Below are 24,791 nucleotides of genomic sequence, written 5' to 3' on the forward strand. Positions count from 1 at the left end.
CAGCTGTGAGGCATGGCGCGCCATGCTGCGCACTCGCTGAGTGAGACAGTCGTTTCGTTACAAGGAGTACATCATGACTCAGACCAAAGTGCCTTTGCCGGCATTCTTGGCGCAGCGCTACCCCGTATTGATTGTGGTCAACACCCAGCAGAATCCAGACAGCATCGTCTTGCGCAGTGCGGAGGGCGTTGCGCTGGCGCTTCAGCAGCATGGCCTTGACGTAGAGCGCGTCAGCTCCCTGGGTGACGCCGAGATCGCCTTCCGCGCCAACCCGGCGTACTGCTGTGTAATCCTCGGTTGGGGCGCCTGCGAAGCCAACCCGGGTCAGGCGTTTAGCCTGATTCAGCTGATTCGTCAGCGCACCGCGCAACTGCCCATCATGTTGGGTATGAGTCAGGCCCATCACAGCCAGGTGCCGTTGGAGATCATTGAGCATATCGACGGTTTTATCTGGCAGCCGGAAGACAGCCCGACCTTTGTTGCAGGGCGCATTGAAGCGGCTGCGCGGCGTTATCTTGATAGCATCCTGCCGCCATTTTTCGGTGCGCTGGTTAATTTCGCCGACACCCACGAGTACTCCTGGCACACCCCGGGCCATACCGGCGGCACCGCTTTTATGAAGACCGCAGTGGGGCGTAGCTTTCTCGATTTCTATGGCGAGCAGATGCTGCGCTCTGACCTGAGCGTATCGGTCGGTGAGCTGGGCTCGTTGAATGATCACACCGGGCCAATCGCCGCCGCGGAGAAAAATGCCGCACGGGTGTTCGGTGCCGATTTCACGTTTTTCTCCGTCGGGGGAAGTTCGGCCAGTAACGAAATCGTCCTGCATTCAGCCGTTACCGATGGCGACGCCGTACTGGTCGACCGTAACTGCCACAAGTCGCTGAACTATGCGCTGAACATGTCCGGTGCCGTGCCGCTGTACCTGCGCCCGCGGCGCAATGCCCGTGGCCTGATCGGACCGGTGCCCAGCAGCGAAATGACTCCCGAGGCGGTGGCACAGAAAATCGCTGAAAGCCCGTTGATGGTCGATAAACAAGCACGCCCGGTATTGGCGGTGCTGACCAACTCGACCTACGACGGCCTCTGCTACAACGTGCAGACCACCACCCGCGAGCTGAGCCGTAGCGTCGACCGCATTCATTACGACGAAGCCTGGTACGCCTATGCACGGTTCAACCCGTTGTATGAAGGGCGCTATGGCATGCACCGTGGCGAGCGGCATGCCGATGACGCCACCGTGACCGTCACCCACTCGACCCACAAGTTGCTGGCGGCCCTGTCGCAGGCATCGATGATCCACATTCGTTCGGGCAAGGTTCCGATCAAACCGGCGCTGTTTAACGAAGCCTTTATGATGCACACCTCGACTTCGCCGCAGTACAGCATCATTGCCTCTACCGACGTATCGGCGAAGATGATGGACGATGCCGGCGAGTACCTCACCGATGAGTCGATTGGCGAGGCCATCTCCTTCCGCCAGGCCATGGTTCGTTTGGGCAATGAGGTGCGCAAGCGCAATGCGCAGGATTGGTGGTTTGGCGTGTGGCAGCCGGACGAAGTAAACGGCGTGCCTTTTGCTGAACTCGACCCGCAGGCGCTGCGTAACGGTGATGCCTGGGTGCTCAAGCCAACCGCCAGCTGGCATGGCTTTGGTGACCTAGGTAGCGATTACTGCATGCTCGATCCGATCAAGGTCACCGTACTCACCCCGGGGCAGTCTCTGGAAGGTGATATGCAGGCCAGCGGCATTCCGGCGCCGCTGGTGTCCTCGTTCCTCGCCAGCCGCGGCATCGTGGTAGAGAAGACCGAACCCTATTCGATCCTGCTGCTGTTTAGCCTGGGCGTGACCAAGGGTAAGTGGGGCTCCCTGGTGGCCGGCTTGATGGAGTTCAAGACGCACTATGACGACAACACCGCGCTGGAGCGGGTAATGCCCGACCTGGTCGCCAACCACAGCGAGCGCTATGCCGGTATGGGGCTTAAGGATCTGGCCACTGCCATGCACGAGGATATGTTGGCCTCGCAGTTGCTGCATAACATGGACGCGGCCTTCAACCTGTTGCCGGACGTTATGGCTTCGCCACGGCAAACCTTCGCCAGGTTGGTGAAAGGCGAGATCGAACAGATTGCCGTGCGCGACATGCTCGATCGCACCGTGGCTGTGCAGGTCGTGCCGTATCCGCCGGGTATCCCGCTGATGATGCCGGGCGAGAAAGCCGGCGCCGACAAACAGGCCATCATCGACTACCTGCTGGCAATGGAGCTGTTCGACAGTCACTTCCCAGGCTTTGAGCATGACAACCATGGCGTCGAGATCGAGCGCGACAGCCTCGGCGGGCTCACCTACATGATCTATGTCGTCAAACAGTAACGCTTAGCCATCCCTGCGTTCGCAACATGCTGCGCGTTGTTGAGCGCAGGGACAGTGCTTCGAAAGGTACAAGGAGAGGTCGATGGCTGAGTCAAGCAAGAAGATGAGCCTGGTAGGGCTTACCACACTGGTGGCGGTCAACATGATGGGCTCCGGCATCATCATGCTGCCGTCGAGCATGGCCCAACTTGGGGCTGTATCGCTGTTGTCATGGATCATCACCGCAGCCGGCTCCATGGCCATCGCCTACTGTTTTGCCCAGTGCGGCATCTACTGTCCACGCTCGGGCGGCATGTCGGCTTATACCGAGGAGGCGCATGGTAAGTCGGCGTTCTTCCTGTGTTCGTTTTTGTATTTTCTTTCGCTGGCCATCGGCAACGTGGCCATCGGCATTTCAGCAGTGGGCTACCTTACGCCGTTTTTCCCCTGGCTCGGCACTGGAGCGATTCCGCTGTTTGTCGGCACGGTAGGGTTGATCTGGCTGACCACGGTGGCCAACTTTGGCGGCCCCAATATCACCGGCAAGATCGGCGCCATAACCGTTTGGGGCGTGATCATTCCGGTGGCTGGGCTAAGCGTAATCGGCTGGTTCTGGTTTGATACCCAGGTGTTTAAGGAGGCCTGGAACCCGCATAACCTGGTGATCAGCGATGCTATCGCACAGAGTATTCCGCTGACCCTGTGGGCTTTTTTGGGCATGGAATCCGCGGCGCAGAACTCTGATGCGGTGGAAAACCCCGAGCGTAACGTACCGCTGGCCTGTCTGTTCGGCACCCTGGGTGCGGCGGTGGTGTATGTGCTATCGACCACGGTGATTCAGGGCATTGTGCCCAACGCCGAACTGGCCAATTCCAGCGCACCGTTTGCCTACGTCTATGCGCAGATGTTCAACCCCTTTATCGGCAACATCATCATGGGCCTGGCCGTAATGGCCTGTATTGGCTCGCTGCTGGGCTGGCAATTCACCCTGGCGCAAACGGCCAAGGTCACGGCCGATCAGGGCATGTTCCTCAAACTGTTCGGCAAGGTCACGGCGTCTAACGCACCGGTGATTGGCATGATCGTGTGCGGGGTGCTGCAAACTTTGTTGGCCCTCTCGACCATTTCCCCTAATGCCAGCGAGCAGTTCAGCAAACTGGTCAACCTGGCGGCCGTCACTAACCTGATCCCCTATGTCACCGCGCTCTCCGGCTTGCTGGTGATCATGTACAAGGCGCGGGTCAGTGCGGCGGTGTACACGCGTAACCTGATAGTGCTGATGGTGGCCATGGTCTATTGCTTCTACGCCCTGTACGCCTCGGGCAAGGACGCCGTGTTTGGCGCGATGCTGGTACTGGCGCTGGGCTACCTGCTGTACGGCTTTATCGCCAAACGCTTTGTTGCTGAGCAATCCACGCCCGGTAAGGCGTAACGGCCGCTAAACCCTTTTAATCTGGGGATATGGATATGAATGTACACCCGTGTAATCCGTTCAACCTGCTGCTGGCCTGCCTCTTGGCGGTTTCGCCTTTGGCCCATGCCGATACCTTGCAGCGCATAGAACGCAGTAACACCCTTAATCTCGGCTATATCGACGATATTGCCCCCTTCAGTAGCCTGCATGACGGTAAGGTCAGTGGTTATGCCATTGAGCTGTGCCAGAAGGTGGCCGAACAGATCAAAACCGAGCTGAACCTGCCAGCCCTGCAGGTGCGCTTTCAGCCCGTGAAGGAGGCGCAAGGGCTGACTGCAGTGCGTGACGGCTCACTCGATCTGCTCTGCTCGCCCACGGTGGAGAGCCTCACTCAGCGCAAGCGTGTCAGTTTCTCGTTGCCCATTTACACCGCCGGGTTGGCGGCCTTGGTGCGTAAGGATGCGCCTGAGACCCTCGTCAACGTACTCAACGGCGAGGTGGCGCACAGCGGACCGACCTGGCGTGCCACGCTCAATCGTGGCTTGGCCAACCACACCTATGTGGTTAAGCAGGGGGAAGCGACAGAAGCCTGGATTAACAGGCAGCAACGCATGCTGGGTGTGGTGGCTACAGTGCTGACCGTTGGCAGTCAGGAGGAGGGTGTGCAACTGGTGGCCGAAGGCAAGGCCGATGCCTTCTTCTCCGAGCGCATGCTGCTGAAGACCTACCTGGCCAGGCGCGATGACGCCAGCGCCATGCAGGTGCTGGAGCGCATCTACGAATATGCGCCGGTCGCGATGGCCCTTCCGCGCGGTGATGAGGACTTCCGCTTGCTGGTTGATACCGCACTGAGTACGGCGCAGCGCTCGGGCGAACTGGAGCAGATTTACCGCCGCTACTTCGGTGAACCAGGCGAAATGGTCCAGGCGCTGTTTAAGGCTTACGCATTACCTCAGTAAGCGGTAACAGGCCCGGCATCTGGCGTTGTCCGCCAGTGCCGGGTCAGTTATTAGACGGATTGCTCGGCCTCGACCCGCAACACCACCCCGTTTTGTCCCACCACGCGCACTGGCATGCCTGCCGGCATGTCCGGGCCGGTCACCAGCCATAGGCTATCACCAGCCTTGATCTTGCCGCGTCCGCCGCTGATCGCCTCATGCAGGGCGAAGGTACGACCGACGAATTCGCTGCCGCGCTGGTTTAGCCCTGGCTGGTCAGATGGCTTGCTGGCGCTGCGCTGGCGATGCCACCAGAACACCGCCGTGAGCACTGAAAGCAGGCCGAACAGGATGAACTGCGCAGCCCAGGGTAGGCCTGGGAAAATAAACGTCAGCAGGCCGACGCTGGCTGCCGCCAAGCCGATCCACAGCAAATAACCGCCCGCACCGAACACTTCGAGAATCAGCAGCAACGTGCCGAAGGCCAGCCAGTTCCAGTACGACAGGTGCTGTAAAAAGTCCCACATGGCTTAACCCTTGTTCTCACCGAAGGTGGCTTTGACGATTTCCCCAATCCCGCCCACTGCGCCGATGACCTGGCTGGCCTCCAGCGGCATCAAAATGACTTTGCTGTTGTTGGCGCTGGCCAGTTGGCCAAGGGTTTCGATGTATTTTTGCGCGACGAAATAGTTGACCGCCTGCACGTTACCGCTGGCAATGGCTTCGGACACCATGCGTGTGGCTTCTGCTTCTGCCTGGGCGGCTCGCTCGCGCGCTTCGGCTTCGAGGAAGGCGGCTTGGCGCTGGCCTTCGGCCTTGAGGATGTCGCCCTGTTTCTGTCCTTCTGCGGTGAGGATGGCGGCCTGGCGCATGCCTTCGGCTTCAAGAATTTGCGCACGTTTGATCCGCTCGGCTTTCATCTGCCCCGACATGGCGGCCATCAGGTCGGCGGGTGGGCTGATGTCTTTGATTTCGATGCGGGTGATTTTGATGCCCCAGGGCGCGGTGGCTTCATCGACGGTGCGCAGCAGGCGTTCGTTGATCGCGTCGCGCTGGCCGAGCATGGCGTCCAGCTCCATGGAGCCCAGCACGGTACGAATGTTGGTCATCACCAGGTTGCGAATGGCATGTTCGAGGTTGTTCACCTCGTAGGCCGCCTGGGCCGCGTTGATGATCTGAAAGAAGCAAATCGCGTCGATCTGCACGGTGGCGTTATCGGCGGTGATCACTTCCTGTGGCGGAATATCCAGCACGTTTTCCATCACGTTAAGCTTGCGGCCAATCTTGTCCATGATCGGCACAATGATGTTCAAACCCGGCTTGAGGGTGTTGGTGTAGCGACCGAAGCGCTCGACCGTCCATTCGGAGCCCTGTGGGACAACCTTGAAGCCCATAAAGACGATGGCGACGGCGAGGCCGACAAGCAGAAAAATGACGCTGCCGATTTCCATGTGGTGTAGCTCCTTGCTGAATGAGTATTGCTGATGAGTTATCTAAGCACAGTTGCTGCCGACGCGGCTGTCGATGCTGTTGCAAGGTGCGCCGATCAACCCGCGTATATGGCGATCAGGGCACAGGCTGAGCCAGGGCCTTGATCAGGAAGCCGTCGCGCCCATAGATATCCGGGTAATAGTGCAGGGCACCATCGGCGCTGGCTTCTGCTGTCCAGTAGGCGATCAGTAATGGCGCTGGATGTTGCAGGCGGTACTGCTGGGTGTCACCGCTGACGATGCGCGCTTGTACCGTTTTTAGTTCATCCGGCGTGAGCAGCCAGGCGAGCAGGCTGTCGACGGCTTCAACCCGCACGCAGCCGGAACTGAAGGCGCGCGGTGCTTTGCTGAATAGATGCTGGCTGGGGGTGTCGTGCAGGTACACCGCGAACGGGTTGGCGAAGCGCAGTACAACCCGGCCCAGCGGGTTGTGGCTGCCGGCCGACTGGCGCAGGAGAATCGCCCCGGGCCGCTCCCAGTCGATAGTGTGGGGGTCGAGTAGGTTGCCGGCGTGGTCGAGTACGCTCATCTGGTGGCGTTCGAGGTAGCTGATGTCATCGCGAATGGCCGGCAGTTTGTCTTCGCGCAGGATGGTCGGCGGCACGGTCCAGGTCGGGTTGAGCGTTAGCCGCTCAATACGTGAGGCGAGCAGCGGGGTTTGCCGTTCGGCGCGGCCGACTTGGGTGCGGCTGCGCCAGAGCAGCTGGTTGTCCCGCACTACCTGAAGCTCGCCCGCCGCCACATTGATCAGCACTTCAGCGCCGCGCATGTCCTCGGCCAGCCAGCGCAGGCGTTCGAGATTGGCGCGCAGCTGCTCGCGGCGACTCTGCGCGCTGATATTCAGCTCCGTCAGGCTGGCGGGGCCGAGTATGCCGTCTGGGTTAAGGCCATGGTCGCGCTGGAAATGCTCCAGGGCTAACTGGGTGGCCCCGTCATAAACGTTGCCCAATGTTTCGCCTGGTGTCGCCAGATAACCCTGAGCGAACAGCCGTGCGCGCAGTGCCGGCAGCCGCGCATCCTGGCGCTCGGGCTTGAGCAGTGGGCCGCTGGGCAATGTTACCCATGGGGTGAGCGGTTGCAGGCGTTGCTGTGCATAGGCGCTGCGCAGTTGTTGGTATTGCACGGTGGCCGGCCGCGCGCTGGCAAAGGCCGCTGCGGGGGCTTGCAGGTGCAGCAGGGCCAGCGACAAGGTCGCCATATTTGGGTCTGGATTAGTCTGCCCAGGGGCCTGCCACAGAGGTTCGAGGTGCTGCTGCAGCAAACGACCCCGGCGCAGGTGCAGCAAGGCTTGCAAGTAACTGTGGCTGGTCAGTACGTCTACGCAGTCGCGCTGTTCCTCGATCCAGTTGGGTAGCTCATATTCGCTGGGCTGTAGGCCGTCATCAGCCAGCTGCGTCAGCTGTTCGTGCAATTGCAGCCGTTGTTCACTGCTTTGCCAGGCGCGTTGACCGTCGCGTTGAGCATAGAAAGCCTGCAACTGGCGCTGAGCGTTCTCGTCTAGGCTTGCTGGTAATGCGCTGCAGTGTTGCCTTAACTCATCCAGAATTGGCCGCAGATCGGCGCTGGTGGCGAAAGGCGTATCGGCGGCATTCGCGACCAGTGGCAGGGTGAGCAGGGCGGCGCTCAGGTAGAGTGTGCGTTTTTTGAACAATCTACTGCTCCAGTCCTTGGCCTAAATGCGGGTTTGTCGCAGCCAGTATAGGCGCGTCATGGCTGGATCTTGTTACAGGACTTAGGTCCTGGAGGTAAGTGCGATTATGTTTGGACGTCTTGGCAGGTTCTGCCTTGTGGGGTTTTGGTTGGTTTGCATGCCGCTGTCGGCAATGGCGGCGGAGCAGGATGGACAGCTCAGGGATCTCGCGCGGATTGCCCCAGGGCTTAACCAGCAGGCGTTGCGGCATGCCCTGGCGGCAATGCAGTGTGCGGTCAATCATGGCGCTGAACCGGCTCGGCGCCTCGCCGTGATCGATTATTCGCGCCCCTCCACCGAACGCCGTCTGTGGATCTTCGATCTGCAACGCAAGCGCCTCTTGCTGCGCGATTTTGTTGCCCATGGCCGCCAGTCGGGGGAGAACTTCGCCAAGAGCTTCTCGAATCGCCTGGGCAGTAACCAGACCAGCCTCGGGCTGTTTCGTACCGCCGAAAGCTACCGCGGTAAGCACGGCTATTCCTTACGCATGGATGGCCTGGAACCGGGGCTGAATGACTTGGCCCGTGAGCGCGCCATCGTCATTCACGGGGCGAACTATGTCAGCCCGCGCCTGGTGCAGAGCCAGGGGCGCATTGGCCGTAGCCTGGGTTGCCCGGCGGTGCGCCCCGAAGTGGCGCGCATGGTGGTCGACCAGCTCAAGGGCGGGCAGTTTCTCTTCGCCTGGCATTCCAATCAGCGCTGGTTGCAGGGTTCAGCGTATCTGGACTGCAAGCCCCAGCGGGTGGCAAGTACCCAGGCCCGCCAGCAGCGTTTGCCGCGCAGCTGAAGCTCGCGGGGTGAGGCTATTTTTGCTCACTCTGCGGAGTGACCCGCAGCACTTCCTCGATAGTGGTCAGGCCGGCAGCGACCTTCTGCGCGCCAGACAGGCGCAGGCTGCGCATGCCCTCCTTGAAGGCATGTCGGCGTAGGGCAATCAGGTCTGTGTCGGCGGTGATCAGTGGCTTCATCGCATCATTGATCAGCATGATTTCATACACCCCGGCGCGGCCACGGTAGCCCGTGTCGCGGCACTCCAGGCAGCCCACGGCGCGGCAGGCCTGAGTCGGCATCGGTGCACTCCAGGGTTTGGTCAGGCTTTGCCAGTCTTCTTCATCCAGCTCCTGCGGTGCCTTGCAATGCGGGCACAGGGTGCGTACCAGGCGCTGGGCCATCACGCCGAGCAGGGTGGCCTTGAGCAGGTAGTGCGGCACGCCCAGTTCCAGCAGGCGGGTAATGGCGCTGGGTGCGTCGTTGGTGTGCAGGGTCGACAGCACCAGGTGGCCGGTCAGCGCCGCTTGAATGGCCATTTCGGCGGTTTCCAGGTCGCGGATTTCGCCGACCATGATGATGTCTGGATCTTGACGCATCAGCGCGCGCACGCCGCTGGCAAAGGTCAGGTCGATATTGTGTTGCACCTGCATCTGGTTGAAGGCGCCTTCGATCATCTCGATTGGGTCTTCGATGGTGCACACGTTGACTTCCTGAGTCGCCAGTTGCTTGAGCGTGGTGTACAGCGTGGTAGTTTTGCCTGAACCAGTGGGGCCGGTGACCAGGATGATGCCATTGGGCTGGCCGGTCATGCCTTGCCAGCGCCTCAGGTCATCGGCGGAAAAGCCCAGCTGATCGAAGCTCTTAAGCAGCACTTCGGGGTCGAAAATCCGCATGACCATTTTTTCGCCAAATGCCGTGGGCATGGTCGACAGGCGCAGCTCGACTTCACCGCCGTCTGGGGTTTTGGTTTTGACCCGGCCATCTTGCGGTTTGCGTTTTTCCGCTACGTTCATCCGCCCGAGGCTTTTCAGGCGGCTGACGATGGCCATAGTCACCTGTGGCGGGAATTGATAGACGGTGTGCAGCACGCCGTCGATGCGAAAGCGCACGCTGCCCTGCTCGCGGCGCGGTTCGATATGAATATCACTAGCGCGCTGGGTAAAGGCGTACTGGAACAGCCAGTCGACGATATTGACGATATGCGCGTCGTTGGCGTCGGGCTCCTGATCCTGGGCGCCGAGGTTCAGCAGTTGCTCAAAGTTTCCGCTGCCGCTGATCTTCGTGTCGCCGGCCGAGGCACCGCTGACCGACTTGGCTAGGCGGTAAAACTCCACGGTAAAGCGCTGAATATCCGCAGGGCTGGCCACCACGCGCTTGATCGGGCGCTTGAGTACATGGGTCAGGTTGGCTTCCCAGCTGTGCACCAGGGGTTGGCTGCTGGCGATGGTGACGCTGTCGCTATCCACCGCTACGGCGAGAATCTTGTGGCGCTGGGCGAAGGCGTAGGACATCAAGGGGGTAATGGCGGCGACATCGATTTTTAGCGGGTCGATGCGCAGAAAGGGTTGCCCGCATTGCTCTGCCAGCCAGCTAGACAGCCCTTCCAGTTCGAGTTTTTTACCCGGATGTTTGAGGTCATCGAGCTGTTGGGCGGCAAGAAACTCGAGCGGGTGTAGCTGGTTATTCACCGAGCTGCGGCGGATTGCCAGGCATTGTTCGGCACTGTCCTGATGGGTCCGGCCTTGGGCGACCAGCTCACGCAACAGGTCGGCGAGTTCCAGTTGGCGATCATGGGCGGACGAGACGAATACGGACATAAAACTCCCTGGCAATCCTGGTCACTAAGCAATGTCGGCAGCATGACGCCAAGTAGACGGACTGTCTGCCGACTTAATCCATTTTCGCGTGCTCATATCGAGTCACGGCTTGGTTAACGTCTCGCCCTCCGAGTCGCGCCTGAGTGCGTGAGCCACAAGTGGCCTGCCGAGCTTGTTTTACCGCCGCCGGCGGTTGGCGAGCGGTTAGGCGCGTTTGAGGGTTTTGACCCCTTCGGCGGTGCCGAGCAGCAGCAGATCGGCCGGGCGTGCGGCAAACAGACCATTGGTGACCACACCGACGATGGCGTTGATCTGGCTTTCCAGCTCGGCCGGGTTGGTGATCGACAGGTTGAACACGTCGAGGATGATATTGCCGTTGTCGGTCACCACGCCCTCACGGTACACAGGGTCGCCACCGAGCTTGACCAGCTGGCGGGCCACATAGCTGCGCGCCATCGGGATGACTTCCACCGGCAGCGGGAAGGCCCCCAGTACTGGCACCAGTTTGCTGGCGTCTGCGATGCAGATAAAGGTTTGCGCCACGGCGGCGACGATCTTCTCGCGGGTCAGGGCTGCGCCGCCGCCCTTGATCAGGTTGAGGTGCTCGTCGCTCTCATCGGCGCCGTCGACATAAAATTCCAGATCGCTAACGCTGTTCAGCTCATACACCGGAATACCGTGGCCTTTGAGGCGTGCGGCGGTGGCTTCGGAGCTGGCCACGGCACCGTCGAATTCCATTTTGTGTTTGGCCAGGGCGTCGATAAAGCAGTTGGCGGTGGAACCCGTGCCGACGCCGATCACACTCTTGGCGTCGAGCTTGGGCAGAATAAAGTCGACGGCAGCCTGGGCGACGGCTTGCTTGAGTTGATCTTGATTGAGCATGGGGCACCTGGCGTGGGAGTGAGGGGGCGAAATTATAGCGCGCCTGTGCCGCCAGTGAGCTGGCGGCCGGGAAATCCCCGGTGTTGTGTGGTCGTGCGGCGTGGCCCTGGGGTAGACTCGCGGACTCCCCGAAAAGCCGCCTGCGATCACGCCATGCTCGAACAGTACGTTAAAAAGATCCTCACCTCGCGCGTCTACGACGTGGCGGTGGAAACCCCGCTGCACGCCGCTAACCAGCTTTCCGAGCGTCTGGGTAACCAGATTTTGCTCAAGCGCGAAGACCTGCAGCCGGTGTACTCGTTCAAGATTCGTGGCGCTTACAACAAGCTGGCGCAGCTTTCGAGTGAGGAGCAGGCGCGTGGCGTGGTCACCGCATCGGCGGGCAACCATGCTCAGGGCCTGGCGCTGGCCGCCAAGGTGCTGGGGGTTAAAGCCACGATTGTGATGCCCAAGACCACCCCGGAGATCAAGGTGCAGGGCGTGCGCTCGCGCGGCGGCAAAGTGGTGTTGCACGGCGACAGCTTCCCCGAAGCGCTGGCCTATTCGCTGAAGCTGGTGGATGAGAAGGGCTACATCTATATCCACCCCTATGATGACCCGCACACCATCGCCGGCCAGGGCACCATCGCCATGGAAATTCTCCGTCAGCAACCCGGCAAGCTGGATGCGATCTTCGTCCCCGTCGGTGGCGGCGGGCTGATCGCTGGGATCGCCGCCTATGTGAAATACCTGCGCCCGGAAATCAAGATCATCGGCGTCGAACCGGATGACTCCAACTGCCTGCAGGCGGCCATGGCCGCTGGTGAGCGGGTGGTGTTGCCGCAAGTTGGGTTGTTTGCTGACGGCGTGGCCGTGGCGCAAATTGGCCAGCACACCTTCGATGTGTGCAAGGACCATGTCGATGAGGTGATCACCGTCAGCACTGACGAGATCTGCGCCGCAATTAAGGACATCTACGACGATACCCGCTCGATCACCGAACCTGCCGGCGCGCTGAGTGTGGCCGGGATTAAGAAGTACGTGGAGCGTGAAGGCTGCCGTGATCAGGTATTGGTCGGTATCGACTCCGGCGCTAACGTCAACTTCGACCGCCTGCGTCACGTGGCCGAACGTGCCGAGCTGGGTGAGAAGCGCGAAGCGATCATTGCCGTGACCATCCCTGAGCATCCGGGCAGCTTTAAGGCGTTTTGCGAGGCCATCGGCAAGCGCCAGATCACCGAGTTCAACTACCGTTTTCATCAGGACAAAGAGGCGCACATTTTTGTTGGCGTGCAGACTCATCCGGACAACGATCCGCGTGCAGCCCTGGTGCAGGGCCTGCGTGATCAAGGCTTCCCGGTGCTGGACCTGACCGATAACGAACTGGCCAAGCTGCATATCCGCCATATGGTCGGCGGCCACGCCGCAGCGGTGCCGGATGAATGTGTATTGCGCTTCGAGTTCCCTGAGCGCCCAGGTGCACTGTTTAATTTCTTACAAAAGCTTGGTGGTCGCTGGAACATCTCGATGTTCCACTATCGCAACCATGGTGCAGCCGATGGCCGCGTGGTGGCAGGCCTGCAGGTTCCCAGTGACGAGCGTCACCTGTTACCGGCGGCGCTTGACGCTATCGGTTACCGCTACTGGGATGAGAGCGACAACCCGGCGTACAAACTCTTTTTAGGTTAATCGGCAGGAGCTGAATCGATGGAACATTACCAACTGCTGAAAATTCTCCACAGTGCGCCCGGCGTGCTGTTGTTGCTCGGTGTTCTGGCGCATGTATTTATGCTCTGGAAAGCGGCGAAGGGCGGTGATGCGCTGGTGCTTCAGCGCAAGCTCAAGCGCACCCGGCTGATCAGCCTACCGGTATTCGGTCTGCTGGCCCTGAGCTTGCCGGTCAGTGGCTGGTGGATGGTCAATCTGGCGGGCTTCCCGCTGGGGCAAACCTGGTTGCTGGCCAGCAGTGTGCTGTTTGGCGTGCTGGTGCTGGTTGGCCTGCTGCTCAATGGCCGTCTGGCGGCCTGGCAGGCGTTGGCTGAGCGTGCGGCGTCAGTTGGATTGCTGCGTATGTGCGCGGTCTATGCGGGGCTGATCGTGCTCTTGCTGCTGGTGATTATGGGGCTGATGGGCGCTAAGCCGGCTTGATCAGGCTCCGAATGCACCGTTCATAAAAACGCCGCCTGATTAGGCGGCGTTTTAGTTGGGTCTTAGGATGGGTTGAACTCGGCGATCCCCATCATCTGCAAGATTCAGCGCAGTGAGATAACCGGCCAGCCGCGCTGTTCGGCTTCGGCGCGCAGCTTCGGGTCGGGGTCGACGGCAAACGGATGGCTGACCTGTTCCAGCAGTGGCAGGTCGTTCAGCGAGTCGCTGTAAAAATAGCTGTCGTGCAAGCTCAAGCCGGTTTCGCCGAGCCAGCGGTTGAGGCGAGTGACTTTGCCATCCTGAAAACATGGCACGTCAGTGGTGCGACCGGTGTAGCGGCCGTCGGCCATTTCACACTCAGTGGCGAGCAGGGTGTCGACACCCAGGCGCGCGGCAATTGGCGCAGTGACGAAGCGGTTGGTGGCGGTGATGATCAGCAGCTTGTCGCCGGCTTCGCGGTGCTCGGCGAGCAGGGCTTCGCCTTTGGCGAGAATGATCGGCTCAACGCAATCATGCATAAATTCGCGGTGCCACTGCTCAAGTTGCGCCATTTCCGTGCGGCCGAGGATTTCCAGGCTGAAATTCAGGTAGTCGGTGATGTTCAGGCGGCCGGCCAGGTAATCCTGGTAGAACTCATCATTGCGCGCCTTGTAGGCAATCCCGTCGAGGATGCCGCGCTCACACAGATAATCGCCCCAGGCGTGATCGCTGTCGCCGCCGAGTAGGGTGTTGTCGAGATCGAATAAAGCCAAACGCACAGGGCACCTATCTTCGCAAAGGTCTGAGAGGGCTGAGGATAACGGCTTTTAAAGGTCATTCCCATTACGCGACCCGCTCGCGTTGCTGCTGCGACGGCCTTTGTGGAACAATGCCAAAACATGCGTTTACGAGGTTGTGCGCCGTGATCGACTCTGATGGTTTTCGCCCTAATGTCGGCATCATTCTGACCAATGATGACGGCCAGGTGCTGTGGGCGCGTCGGATAAACCAGGACGCTTGGCAGTTCCCGCAAGGCGGGATTAATGACCATGAGTCGCCGGAAGACGCGTTGTACCGCGAATTGAACGAAGAAGTCGGCCTAGAGCAGCAGGATGTGAAAATTCTCGCCTGCACCCGGGGCTGGTTGCGTTATCGTTTGCCGCAGCGTTTGGTGCGCACGCACAGCCAGCCGCTGTGCATCGGGCAGAAACAGAAGTGGTTTCTCCTGCGCCTAACCGGTGCAGAAGACCGTGTGCGCATGGACCTGACCGGCAAACCGGAATTCGACGGTTGGCGTTGGGTCAGTTACTGGTACCCATTGGGCCAGGTGGTCACCTTCAAGCGCGAGGTTTACCGTCGCGCCTTAAAAGAACTCGCCCCACGCCTCTTGGCGCGGGACTGACACAGGCTAGAGCCAAACATGCTCAATACGCTGCGCAAGATTGTCCAGGAAGTAAATGCCGCCAAGGACCTCAAGGCGGCGCTGGGCATTATCGTGCAGCGAGTGCGCGAAGCCATGGGCAGCCAAGTCTGCTCGGTCTACCTGCTGGACCCGGAAACCAATCGCTTTGTGCTGATGGCCACCGAGGGCTTGAACAAGAAAGCCATCGGCAAGGTCAGCATGGCGCCCAACGAGGGCCTGGTCGGCTTGGTCGGCACCCGCGAAGAGCCACTCAACCTCGAACATGCTTCTGAACACCCGCGCTACCGCTACTTTGCTGAAACCGGCGAAGAGCGTTACGCCTCCTTCCTCGGCTCGCCGATCATCCACCACCGTCGGGTGATGGGTGTATTGGTCGTGCAGCAAAAAGAACGCCGACAGTTTGATGAGGGCGAAGAAGCCTTCCTGGTCACCATGAGTGCGCAGCTTGCCGGGGTTATCGCCCACGCTGAGGCCACCGGCTCAATCCGCGGCCTGGGGCGTCAGGGTAAGGGCATTCAGGAGGCCAAGTTCGTGGGTGTGCCGGGATCACCCGGTGCCGCTGTGGGTACGGCAGTGGTGGTGCTGCCACCGGCCGACCTGGATGTGGTGCCAGACAAATCCGTCGACGACATCGCGGCCGAGCTGACCCTGTTCAATAACGCCCTGGAAGGCGTGCGCAGCGACATGCGCGCGCTGTCGGCGAAGATGGCTACTCAGCTGCGCCCGGAAGAGCGCGCACTGTTCGATGTCTACCTGATGATGCTGGAAGACGCCGCCCTGGGTAACGAGGTGGTCAAGGTCATTCGTACTGGTCAATGGGCCCAGGGCGCACTGCGTCAGGTGGTTGGCGAGCACATCAACCGTTTCGAGTTGATGGACGACGCTTACTTGCGCGAGCGCGCCAGTGATGTCAAAGACCTCGGCCGGCGCTTGCTCGCCTATTTGCAGCAGGCGCGGCAGCAAACCCTGGTGTACCCAGACAACTGCATCCTGGTCAGCGAAGAGCTGTCGCCGGCGATGCTCGGCGAGGTGCCGGAAGGCAAGCTGGTCGGCCTGGTGTCGGTGCAGGGTTCGGGTAACTCGCATGTGGCGATTTTCGCCCGCGCCATGGGTATCCCCACTGTGATGGGTGCGGTTGACCTGCCGTATTCGAAGATCGATGGCATTCAGCTGATCGTCGACGGCTACCACGGTGAGGTCTTCACCAACCCCAGTGAAATATTGCGCAAGCAATACGCCGAAGTGGTTGAGGAAGAACGCCAGCTGGCTCAGGGCCTGGATGCATTGCGCGCCTTGCCCTGCGAAACCCTCGACGGCCACCGTATGCCGCTGTGGGTCAACACCGGCCTGCTCGCCGATGTGAAGCGCGCGCAAGAGCGCGGGGCTGAAGGTGTTGGCCTGTATCGCACCGAAGTGCCGTTTATGATCAAGGAGCGTTTCCCCAGCGAGAAGGAGCAGCTGGCGATTTACCGCGAGCAGTTGGTGGCCTTCCATCCGCTGCCGGTGACCATGCGCAGCCTGGATATCGGCGGCGACAAGGCGCTTAGCTATTTTCCGATCAAGGAAGACAACCCCTTCCTCGGTTGGCGCGGCATCCGCGTGACCCTCGATCACCCAGAAATCTTTCTGGTGCAGACCCGCGCCATGCTCAAGGCCAGCGAAGGCTTGAACAACCTGCGCATCCTGCTGCCGATGATTTCCGGCATTCAGGAGCTAGAAGAGGCGCTGCACTTGATTCACCGCGCCTGGGGCGAGGTGCGCGATGAAGGCACCGACGTGCCGCTGCCGCCCATCGGCGTGATGATCGAGATTCCTGCGGCGGTTTATCAGGTGCGCGAGTTGGCGCGTCAGGTCGACTTCCTCTCGGTCGGCTCCAACGACCTGACCCAGTATTTGCTAGCCGTGGACCGTAACAATCCGCGGGTGGCCGACCTCTATGACTTCCTCCACCCCGCCGTGCTGCAAGCGTTGCAGATCGTGGTGGCGGGCGGGCATGCCGAAGGCAAACCCGTGACCATTTGCGGCGAGATGGCCGGCGACCCGGCGGCGGCGGTATTGCTGATGGCCATGGGCTTTGATGGCCTGTCGATGAACGCCACCAACCTGCCCAAGGTGAAATGGCTGCTGCGGCAGATCAGCATGGGCAAGGCGCAGGAATTGCTCAGTCAGGTGATGAGCATCGACAGCCCGCAGGTGATCCACAGCACCTTGCAACTGGCCCTGCGCAACCTCGGCCTGGGCCGCATGATCAATCCGGCCTCGGATATTCAGGCCTAACAGGCCCGGTGCTGCTGATGTCGATCAGCAGCTCAGCGCCACCTCGCCCAGATACGCCCCATTAACCCCAAAACTACGCTCCAGCAACTGGCGGCTGCCGTCGGCATTGACGATCAATACCGTGCTGGCCCGTGTGCCGTAAGCCGGGCTGGCAATAAAGGCGCTGGACAGCAGGCGTTCGCTCGTCAGGCCGATACCGGTTTGGGGCAGCTCGGTGTCTGCGGCTTGGGTTGGGTCTGCCAGCAGGCTGAACAGGCGCTGCGGGTATGGCGCCGGCAGTTCGCGTTGCAACGCGTGTTTAGTTCGCAGCAGCTTGGGCCAGGGCGTGTTTAGGTCGGCATTCGAAACCCCGTGCACGCCTTCAGCCAATGCAGTGGCGCGCTGCTCTTGGGAGTTGAAATGCCAGAGCTGCTGGCTATCACCCAGCAGCAGATTGAAACCGCTGTAGTTCGAACTCTGCGCCTTCAGGTGCTGAAGGAAGTCGGCGGTATTCAGCTCGCCGCCCAGAAAGGCCAGCGGCAGCTCGCCCCGCGAGCGTGCGCCCTGGGGCAGGCTCAGGTTGCGAATGTTGGTGATGGCAGCAAAGCGTCCGTTCGGGCCAACCCCCAGCCAGGTACCACCGGCTTGCACGTCACGCCCGGCAAACACCCCTGGCGCCTCGGGCCACTCGGCCAGTGGCTGGCTCGGCCTGGCATAAAACTCATCACGGTTGGCCGCGACCAGCAGCGGCTGGGCATGACCGGGTCGCCACGCCAGAACAATCAGGCACATGGCTTAACTCCTCAATTTCGCCAGTACCCCGGCGCTATCCAGCTCAGGGCCCATGTACAGGCGTACCTTGCGCGCACCGCACCCCAGGCCAAGCTCCAGTAAAATGCGCTCCTCGACCTGCGACAGGCCACCTTCCAGGCGCTCCAGTGGTTGGATCAGCAACTGTGGTGGCACGCTCAGGCGCAAGAAACGCTTGGGCAGCAGTTCAGCAAGAGCGCGCTGCAGCAGGTGCTCGGCCGCGGCAAAATCCGCCACCAGCAAGCGTTGACTGCTGAACGGCGGATCGGCTTGCAGGTGCAGCTCGCGGCCACTTTGCAGGTGCGTCAGGTGCATCTGGTTACAGCTCAACTTGAGGTACAGGGTCGGGCGCACAGTGCTCTATTCCTTAGAGAGTTCTGGCACTGTACGCAAAGCCCACGAGGACATCCATCGCCCGAAGTAGAGTCCGGCCCTGTGCATCCGTTACCATGCGGGATTGTTTGCGGGGGTGCTGATGGAACTGTTGCTGTATTTAGTTTTGGGGGCTGCTGCTGGAACCCTGGCCGGTTTATTCGGCGTGGGTGGCGGCATCATTATCGTGCCGGTACTGGTGTTGAGTTTTGCCGCGCAGGGGTTCGATGCGGCGGTCTTGACGCACTTGGCGGTCGGCACGTCGCTGGCGACGATTATCTTCACGTCGATCAATTCGGTGCTCGAACACCAGCGTAAAGGTGCGGTGCTGTGGCCGGTGTTTGCCTGGATGACCCTGGGCATTTTGTTCGGCGCCGCCATTGGCGCGATGACCGCAGCGGCCATCCAGGGGCCAATGCTGCAGAAGATCATCGGCGTATTCGCGATCATCATTGCCATACAGATGGCCTTGGAGCTGAAACCCAACCCCAGCCGTACGGTCCCAGGCAAGCCGGGCTTGACCCTGGCGGGCGTGGTGATTGGCTGGGCGTCGGCGATTTTTGGCATCGGTGGTGGTTCACTCAGCGTGCCGTTCCTGACCTGGCGCAGCGTGCCCATGCAGAAAGCCGTGGCGACCTCTTCAGCCTGTGGCCTGCCGATTGCCGTAGCCAGCGCCCTGAGCTTTATCTGGCTGGGCTGGGATAAACCTGAGCTGCCGGAGTGGAGCCTGGGGTTTGTTTACCTGCCAGCGCTGGTCGGGATTGCCATCCCCAGCATGTTCTTTGCCCGCGTGGGTGCCCGCTTGGCGCACAAGCTGTCGCCGCGCCTGCTTAAGCGTCTGTTTGCTCTGCTGTTGTTCAGCGTGGGCCTGAGTTTTTTGATTTGAGGAATTGAAATGCTGCCTTACCCGCAGATCGACCCTGTTGCACTGGCCCTGGGCCCGCTAAAAATTCATTGGTACGGCCTGATGTACCTGGTCGGGATTGGCGGTGCGTGGCTGCTGGCTTCGCGCCGGTTGGAGCGCTTCGACTCAAGCTGGAGCAAGGAAAAGCTCTCGGATCTGGTGTTTTGGGTGGCCATGGGAGTGATTTTTGGTGGGCGCTTGGGCTACGTGCTGTTCTACGACTTGGCGGCCTATATCGCCGAACCGGTGCGCATGCTGCGCATCTGGGAAGGCGGTATGTCGTTCCACGGTGGCCTGATCGGCGTGATGCTGGCGACCTGGTGGTTCGGCAAGCGCAACAACAAGAGCTTCTTCGAACTGATGGACTTTATCGCGCCGTTGGTGCCGATCGGCCTCGGGGCGGGGCGCATCGGTAACTTCATTAATGCCGAGCTGTGGGGCAAAGCGACCGACTTGCCATGGGCGATGGTCTTCCCTACCGATCCACAGCAACTGGCGCGTCATCCCTCGCAGCTGTACCAGTTCGCCCTGGAAGGCGTGGCGCTGTTTGCCATCCTCTGGTTCTACTCGCGCAAACCGCGGCCGACCATGGCGGTCTCTGGCATGTTCGCCATGTGCTACGGGATCTTCCGCTTTATCGTCGAATTTGTCCGCGTGCCGGATGCCCAGCTTGGCTACCTGGCTGGCGGCTGGCTGACCATGGGCCAGGTGCTCTGCGTACCGATGGTGCTCGGCGGCCTAGGTCTGATTGCCTATGCCTACAAACGTCAGGCTGCACAGGAGGCCGTGTAATGAAACAGTACCTCGACTTAATGCGCTTGGTGCGCGAGACCGGCACCTTCAAGAGTGACCGCACCGGCACCGGCACCTACAGCATTTTTGCCCATCAGATGCGCTTTAACCTGGCCGATGGCTTCCCGCTGGTGACCACCAAGAAGTGCCACCTGAAATCGATCATCCACGAGCTGCTGTGGTTCCTCCAGGGCGACACCAACATCAAGTACCTGAAGGACAACGGTGTACGTATCTGGGACGAGTGGGCCGACGAAAACGGCGACCTCGGCCCGGTCTACGGTTATCAGTGGCGCAGCTGGCCGGCGCCGAACGGTGAGTCGATCGACCAGATCAGCAAGCTGATCGAGATGATCAAGACGAATCCGGACTCGCGCCGCTTGATCGTTTCGGCCTGGAACCCGGCGCTGGTCGAGCAGATGGCGCTGCCGCCGTGCCACGCGCTGTTCCAGTTCTATGTGGCCGACGGCAAGCTCAGCTGCCAGCTGTATCAGCGCTCGGCAGACATCTTCTTGGGGGTGCCGTTCAACATCGCCAGCTATGCCTTGCTGACCCTGATGGTCGCTCAGGTCTGCGGCTTGCTGCCCGGTGACTTTATCTGGACCGGCGGCGACTGCCACCTGTATGCCAACCATATCGAGCAGACCGACCTGCAGCTGAGCCGCGAGCCGCTGCCGCTGCCGACCATGAAGATCAACCCCGAGGTGAAGGACATTCTGGCCTTCAAATTCGAGGACTTCGAACTGCTGGGTTACCAGGCGCATCCGCACATCAGTGCGCCGGTGGCGGTCTGATCACGGGCTGAGACGGTTGTATTTGTTACCCTGAGGTGTCTTTCAGTTGGGGGAACAACGCATGCCGAGAGTTCTGATCGCCTTGTGGTTGATGCTGCTGGGTTTCAATGCAGCGGCCGCTGAGCCAAATGAACCGGTCCTGCGGGTGGGCATCAGCGAGGTGCCACCATTCGTGATCAAAGAGCCGGATGGCAGCTGGCGCGGCATCAGTATCGATTTGTGGCGTACGGTAGCCAGCGCTGCGGGCTACCGTTTCGAACTGCTGCCCATGCCGTTCGAGCGCCTGCTGCCGAGCCTGGAAGAGGACCAGTTGGACGTGGTGGTTGGCGCGCTAACCATGACCGCCGAGCGTGAAGAGCGCTTCGACTTCACCCACCCTTTTTATCGCACCGGCCTGGCCATTGGCGTACAGCTTGATGGCGACAAAAGTGGCTGGATGGCACTCAGAGGGCTGTTGTCTTGGCAGTTTCTCAGCCTGATCGCTGGTTTGGCCGTGTTGTTGCTGTTGGTTGGGGCGTTGCTCTGGCTGTTTGAGCGGCGCAATAACCAGGAGCAGTTTGGCGCTACCCCGGTGCAAGGCCTGGGCTCCAGTTTCTGGTGGGCAGCCGTCACCATGACCACCGTCGGCTATGGCGATAAAGCGCCGGTCACCCTAGGCGGGCGTTTGGTCGGGCTGGTGTGGATGTTTGCCGGTTTGATCATGGTGTCGACCTTCACCGCTGCGGTTGCCAGCATGCTGACTGTGGGCAACCTGCAGGGTGGCATTCAGGGGCCGGAAGACTTGCGCCGTGCCCATGTGGCCAGTGTCGACAACACCTCCGGCGCGCTCTATTTGGAGAGCCAGCGCATTCGCCACAGCAATTACCCCAACCTGATGACTGCTATGCAGGCGGTCCAGCAGGGCGAAGCGGAGGCGGTGGTGTATGACTTGCCGATCATGCAGTACCGCAATGGCGAGCTGAATCAAGGCGGCCTGCGTTTGCTGCCCGGTACGTTCGAGAACCAGTCCTACGCGTTTGCGCTGGCCAGTGGCAGCCCCTACCGCGAACCCATCAACCTGGAGCTGTTGCGCGCCCTCGGCGAAGACGAGTGGCGTCAGGTTCAGCGGCTGTATCTGGGCGAGCCCTGAGCCAGGGCTGCTATTGGCTGTTTAGCAGCGTGGCGGCCAGTGTGTTGAGTTGTATTTCCCGCTCGCTCTGCTGAAGTTCGGCGCCAGGGTTGAGCGATGACCATTCGGGGTGAGCGCGGGCTTTGTGCAGGGCCTCCGGCAGCTTGCCTTCGCGCCAGCTGGCGTCCTGCGGCGCGGCCAGGTTGATGGCCTCGACGGCTGCATGGCCGCGGGCTTCCAGTGCTTGCAGGAGTACTTGCTGGCGCAGGGCGAGCAGACGCAGCACGGCATCGTCCACGCTCAGTTCGCGCTGACCTTTGAGTTTGCCTTTCAGCCGTGAGCCGTAGTTGCGTAAGGTCTGTGCGCTGCCGCCGATCAGCGCGCCGAGAGCCGCCGCGGCGCCCAGGGTGATACCGCCGACCAGCAGATCAACACCCACGCCGGTGGCCGCGCCTGCCGCCATACCGCCGCCGACTTTGACGCCAAGCTGCTTGAGGGTTTCTGGATTAAACAGATCGTCGCCCCAGCGGCCGTCGAGCAAGGGCAGGTCGGCGGCCTTGGCATCATCCTTACGGAAGCCATACAGGCGCAGTAGAGCCTCCACGCAACCTTGCTCGCGCTGGCGAATGCTCTGGTGCAGGTCACGGATCGCTTCTTGTTCCTGCTGGCCGTGCACCGCCACGCTGCGGCGGCAGGCCGCGCAATCGAGGAGCAATTCCGCGATCAGCCGTGCGCCGCAGCTGCGGCGCAGTTGCCGTTGCGTCTGGTGGTCATCGATCAGCCGTTGCAGTTGCGGCCGGGCTTTTTCCAGCAGCAGGGCGAGGCTGTCGTACAGGCGGCGTTCGCCATCCAGCGGCGGCGCTACGCTGTCGAAGCACACCAGTGCATGCAGGCCCAGGCGTGCCAAGGCATCGCGCCAGTCCTGCTCGCGGTGTTGGTGGCTGCTGACGAAATTCAGCACCGGTAACAGTGGCCGGCCGCACATGCTCAGCACAGCCAACTCGTCGCGGTATTTGGCCAGAACTGGCTCGCGGGCGTCGATCACATACAGGCCGGCGTCGGAGGCGAGCAGTTGTCGCAGCACCTTGGCTTCCTGTTCGAAGCGTTGACGTGCTTCGCTGCCATCGAGAAAACGCGTCAGTCGTGCGGGGCCGTCCAGGCGTTCGCTGGGGCGATCCAGGCGCTCCAGATAATCGAGCAGGGCGATGGCATCTTCCAGGCCCGGCGTGTCGTATAGCTCCAGCAACGCTTGGCCGTCTACTGACAGGCGCGCGCCTTCGACATGCTGGGTCGTGCTGGGGCGATGCGAGACTTCGCCGAAGCCGACGTCGCGGGTCAGGGTGCGCAGCAACGAGGTTTTGCCAACATTGGTGTGGCCAACCACGGCCAGTTTCAGCGGTTTAGTCATGGCCATGCTCCAGCCAGCTGAGCGGCAGGCTGTCGCTATGCGGCAGTTGCAGGTGCTCCAGTGCGCGGTGCCAATCGCCCAAACGGGCGCTGTCGAGGGTTTCACCCGGCGCCGGCGGCAGCAGCCAGATACGCGTACTACCTGCTGTGCGCGCCAGCTCGCCGAGCAGCGCTAGGCTGCCGCGGTCTGGTGAACGGCGCGGGTCACAGGCAATCAGCAGGCGTGCCGGAGGAAAGCGGCTGAGTTGCTCGAGCAGCTGTTTGCGTTGTTCGCGGCTGTCGATCACGCCGGCCTGGCCAATGCTTTTGGGCAGTGCGGGGGGCCAACTGCGTTGTGGGTCCAGCTCGACGCCCACGAGCAGTGCGCCCTGACTGTCAAATAGATGATGGCCGGCCTGGGGCTGATGCAGCTGCGTGGGCGCGGCATCACACACGCCGAGGCGTTCGCTGCTCGGTTGCAGGCGCTCACGCAGCAGGCTGTAACCGGGCAAGTTGAGATCCAGGCGCAGTGCGGCGCAGCCACGTCGCCAGCGCCACAGACAAAACAACAACAATCCCAGGCGCGGCAGCAGACCGTACACCACCAGTACGCCGACCAGCCAACTGGCCCAGCTCAGCCGCGCGCTTTCATTGGCCAGCGGGCTGTCACCGCTGGCGCGGATCAGCTCGGCATCTGGCAGGCTGAAACCGAGCAGCGCCGGCAGGCTGCCGAGGGCTTGGGTGAGGGCGATAAAACTGTCGCCGCCGAGCAGAGTACTTTCCCAAACAAAGCCGTAACGCCGAGTGGCCAGTAAGACCAGCAGGGTTAGCAGCGCAGTGAGCAGGGTCAGCAGCCAGAAGCCGTGCACCAGAATGCCCAGGCCCCAGCGGCTTAGGCGTTGGCGTTGCAGCATCAGCAGTAATGCCGGTGCCAGCTGCGCCGCCTGCGCATCGCGGGCGAGCTTGGCACTCAGCCACAACCACAGATGCCCGAGTGCGCCGGCACTGTCACGGCTCAGCAGCAGACCCATCGCCCAGCCGAGTAGCAGGATTAGGTTGAGCCCAAGCAGGCTGCCCAGGGCCCAGAACACATTGACCGGGCGCAAACCGTCACCCAAGGCCGCCACTGCCAGGCCGCTGCCACTGAGGATGGCCAGCAGTAACAGCAGCAGCCCGGCCAGGCGCGCGCCATGCAACCAATGCTGCAGCGCTGATACCTGGCCGTCGCGTTCGCCCAGCAGCCAGGCGCGGGTTTGGATGCGTTCGCTGAGCGTGCCGCCCTGGGCCTGTGCACGGCGATTGGCCTCGCTGTCTTCCAGTGGCCCGGCATGCGCTTCACGCAGGCGGATGGTTTCGCTGAGCCAGAGGCGCTGCAGGCGGCTGGGTGTGGGGGTATCGAGTGGGCGCACGCGATGTTCCGTTGGCGAGTGGTAAACAGAGGATAACCTCAGCCGCTGGTGTATGGCACAGTTGTGCGCGTGTACG

General features: G+C 61.3%; 22 protein-coding genes. 12 read left to right on the forward strand and 10 right to left on the reverse strand.

The features are described 5' to 3' along the window. Positions 1-73: 73 nt before the first annotated feature. The 3 genes from N1078_RS05080 (at position 74) to N1078_RS05090 (ending at position 4,726) form a co-directional block, all read left to right on the forward strand. Complete coding sequence (locus N1078_RS05080) at positions 74-2,374, forward strand: Orn/Lys/Arg decarboxylase N-terminal domain-containing protein (protein WP_274087114.1); 2,301 nt, start codon at positions 74-76, stop codon at positions 2,372-2,374. An 82-nt stretch (positions 2,375-2,456) separates the two neighbouring features. Next, positions 2,457-3,785, forward strand: a complete 1,329-nt coding sequence (potE, locus tag N1078_RS05085; RefSeq protein ID WP_274087115.1) for a putrescine-ornithine antiporter — start codon at positions 2,457-2,459, stop codon at positions 3,783-3,785. A gap of 35 nt (positions 3,786-3,820) precedes the next feature. Continuing rightward, positions 3,821-4,726 carry an amino acid ABC transporter substrate-binding protein gene (locus tag N1078_RS05090; RefSeq protein ID WP_274087116.1) on the forward strand — a complete coding sequence of 302 codons (906 nt, stop codon included), beginning with the start codon at positions 3,821-3,823 and terminating at the stop codon, positions 4,724-4,726. 50 nt (positions 4,727-4,776) lie between these two features. On the opposite strand, the gene N1078_RS05095 is transcribed toward N1078_RS05090, so the two are convergent. From N1078_RS05095 to N1078_RS05105, 3 genes are all read right to left on the reverse strand, one after another. Then, positions 4,777-5,232, reverse strand: a complete 456-nt coding sequence (locus N1078_RS05095; RefSeq protein ID WP_274087117.1) for an NfeD family protein — start codon at positions 5,230-5,232, stop codon at positions 4,777-4,779. A gap of 3 nt (positions 5,233-5,235) precedes the next feature. Next, positions 5,236-6,156 (reverse strand): SPFH domain-containing protein, encoded by a 921-nt coding sequence (locus N1078_RS05100; protein ID WP_274087118.1) that lies wholly within the window; start codon positions 6,154-6,156, stop codon positions 5,236-5,238. A 115-nt stretch (positions 6,157-6,271) separates the two neighbouring features. Continuing rightward, positions 6,272-7,846 carry a L,D-transpeptidase family protein gene (locus N1078_RS05105; RefSeq protein ID WP_274087119.1) on the reverse strand — a complete coding sequence of 525 codons (1,575 nt, stop codon included), beginning with the start codon at positions 7,844-7,846 and terminating at the stop codon, positions 6,272-6,274. Positions 7,847-7,952: 106 nt separating this feature from the next. Here N1078_RS05105 and N1078_RS05110 point away from each other — a divergent pair, with 106 nt between their 5' ends. Beyond that, on the forward strand, positions 7,953-8,672 hold the full coding sequence (locus N1078_RS05110) for a murein L,D-transpeptidase catalytic domain family protein (RefSeq protein WP_443218085.1): 720 nt from the start codon (positions 7,953-7,955) through the stop codon (positions 8,670-8,672). A gap of 16 nt (positions 8,673-8,688) precedes the next feature. Here N1078_RS05110 and N1078_RS05115 read toward each other — a convergent pair whose 3' ends face one another. After that, on the reverse strand, positions 8,689-10,473 hold the full coding sequence (locus N1078_RS05115; RefSeq protein ID WP_274087121.1) for a GspE/PulE family protein: 1,785 nt from the start codon (positions 10,471-10,473) through the stop codon (positions 8,689-8,691). Between the two features lie 204 nt (positions 10,474-10,677). Next, the gene (gene rpiA / locus N1078_RS05120) at positions 10,678-11,355 is read right to left on the reverse strand and encodes a ribose-5-phosphate isomerase RpiA (protein ID WP_274087122.1); all 678 of its coding nucleotides are present in this window, start codon (positions 11,353-11,355) and stop codon (positions 10,678-10,680) included. A 153-nt stretch (positions 11,356-11,508) separates the two neighbouring features. Between rpiA and ilvA the strand changes: the two genes are divergently transcribed. Both ilvA and N1078_RS05130 read left to right on the forward strand, forming a co-directional pair. Continuing rightward, a complete protein-coding gene (gene ilvA, locus N1078_RS05125; protein WP_411912022.1) occupies positions 11,509-13,023 on the forward strand; it encodes a threonine ammonia-lyase, biosynthetic in 1,515 nt (504 codons plus the stop codon). Between the two features lie 18 nt (positions 13,024-13,041). Then, entirely contained in the window at positions 13,042-13,482 is a 441-nt protein-coding gene (locus N1078_RS05130; RefSeq protein ID WP_274087124.1) for a DUF2269 family protein, read from the forward strand. A 104-nt stretch (positions 13,483-13,586) separates the two neighbouring features. On the opposite strand, the gene N1078_RS05135 is transcribed toward N1078_RS05130, so the two are convergent. Further along, positions 13,587-14,240, reverse strand: coding sequence for an HAD family hydrolase (locus N1078_RS05135; RefSeq protein ID WP_274087125.1), 654 nt, complete (start codon positions 14,238-14,240; stop codon positions 13,587-13,589). Positions 14,241-14,383: 143 nt separating this feature from the next. On the opposite strand from N1078_RS05135, the gene N1078_RS05140 reads away from it, so the two are divergent. Both N1078_RS05140 and ptsP read left to right on the forward strand, forming a co-directional pair. Further along, complete coding sequence (locus tag N1078_RS05140; protein WP_274087126.1) at positions 14,384-14,863, forward strand: RNA pyrophosphohydrolase; 480 nt, start codon at positions 14,384-14,386, stop codon at positions 14,861-14,863. Between the two features lie 18 nt (positions 14,864-14,881). Beyond that, positions 14,882-17,161, forward strand: a complete 2,280-nt coding sequence (gene ptsP, locus N1078_RS05145) for a phosphoenolpyruvate--protein phosphotransferase (RefSeq protein WP_274087127.1) — start codon at positions 14,882-14,884, stop codon at positions 17,159-17,161. Positions 17,162-17,185: 24 nt separating this feature from the next. Here ptsP and N1078_RS05150 read toward each other — a convergent pair whose 3' ends face one another. Both N1078_RS05150 and N1078_RS05155 read right to left on the reverse strand, forming a co-directional pair. Next, a complete protein-coding gene (locus N1078_RS05150; protein WP_274087128.1) occupies positions 17,186-17,932 on the reverse strand; it encodes an NRDE family protein in 747 nt (248 codons plus the stop codon). A gap of 3 nt (positions 17,933-17,935) precedes the next feature. Next, entirely contained in the window at positions 17,936-18,304 is a 369-nt protein-coding gene (locus tag N1078_RS05155) for a hypothetical protein (RefSeq protein WP_274087129.1), read from the reverse strand. 121 nt (positions 18,305-18,425) lie between these two features. On the opposite strand from N1078_RS05155, the gene N1078_RS05160 reads away from it, so the two are divergent. The 4 genes from N1078_RS05160 to N1078_RS05175 all read left to right on the forward strand — a co-directional run bounded on the left by N1078_RS05160 (position 18,426) and on the right by N1078_RS05175 (position 21,941). Next, positions 18,426-19,208 carry a sulfite exporter TauE/SafE family protein gene (locus tag N1078_RS05160; protein WP_274087130.1) on the forward strand — a complete coding sequence of 261 codons (783 nt, stop codon included), beginning with the start codon at positions 18,426-18,428 and terminating at the stop codon, positions 19,206-19,208. A gap of 9 nt (positions 19,209-19,217) precedes the next feature. Then, entirely contained in the window at positions 19,218-20,018 is an 801-nt protein-coding gene (gene lgt / locus N1078_RS05165; RefSeq protein ID WP_274087131.1) for a prolipoprotein diacylglyceryl transferase, read from the forward strand. Further along, the gene (locus N1078_RS05170; RefSeq protein WP_274087132.1) at positions 20,018-20,812 is read left to right on the forward strand and encodes a thymidylate synthase; all 795 of its coding nucleotides are present in this window, start codon (positions 20,018-20,020) and stop codon (positions 20,810-20,812) included. Before lgt ends, N1078_RS05170 begins: the two co-directional genes overlap by 1 nt. A 61-nt stretch (positions 20,813-20,873) precedes the next feature. After that, on the forward strand, positions 20,874-21,941 hold the full coding sequence (locus N1078_RS05175) for a transporter substrate-binding domain-containing protein (protein WP_274087133.1): 1,068 nt from the start codon (positions 20,874-20,876) through the stop codon (positions 21,939-21,941). 10 nt (positions 21,942-21,951) lie between these two features. Here the strand turns inward: N1078_RS05175 and N1078_RS05180 are convergent, their stop codons facing one another. Then, entirely contained in the window at positions 21,952-23,328 is a 1,377-nt protein-coding gene (locus N1078_RS05180) for a DUF3482 domain-containing protein (RefSeq protein ID WP_274087134.1), read from the reverse strand. After that, complete coding sequence (locus tag N1078_RS05185; protein WP_274087135.1) at positions 23,321-24,715, reverse strand: DUF2868 domain-containing protein; 1,395 nt, start codon at positions 24,713-24,715, stop codon at positions 23,321-23,323. The genes N1078_RS05180 and N1078_RS05185 overlap by 8 nt, the downstream gene beginning before the upstream one ends. Positions 24,716-24,791 lie beyond the last annotated feature (76 nt).

It is taken from the genome of Pseudomonas sp. MIL19 (genome assembly GCF_028680365.1).
Lineage (GTDB): Bacteria > Pseudomonadota > Gammaproteobacteria > Pseudomonadales > Pseudomonadaceae > Aquipseudomonas > Aquipseudomonas spirodelae.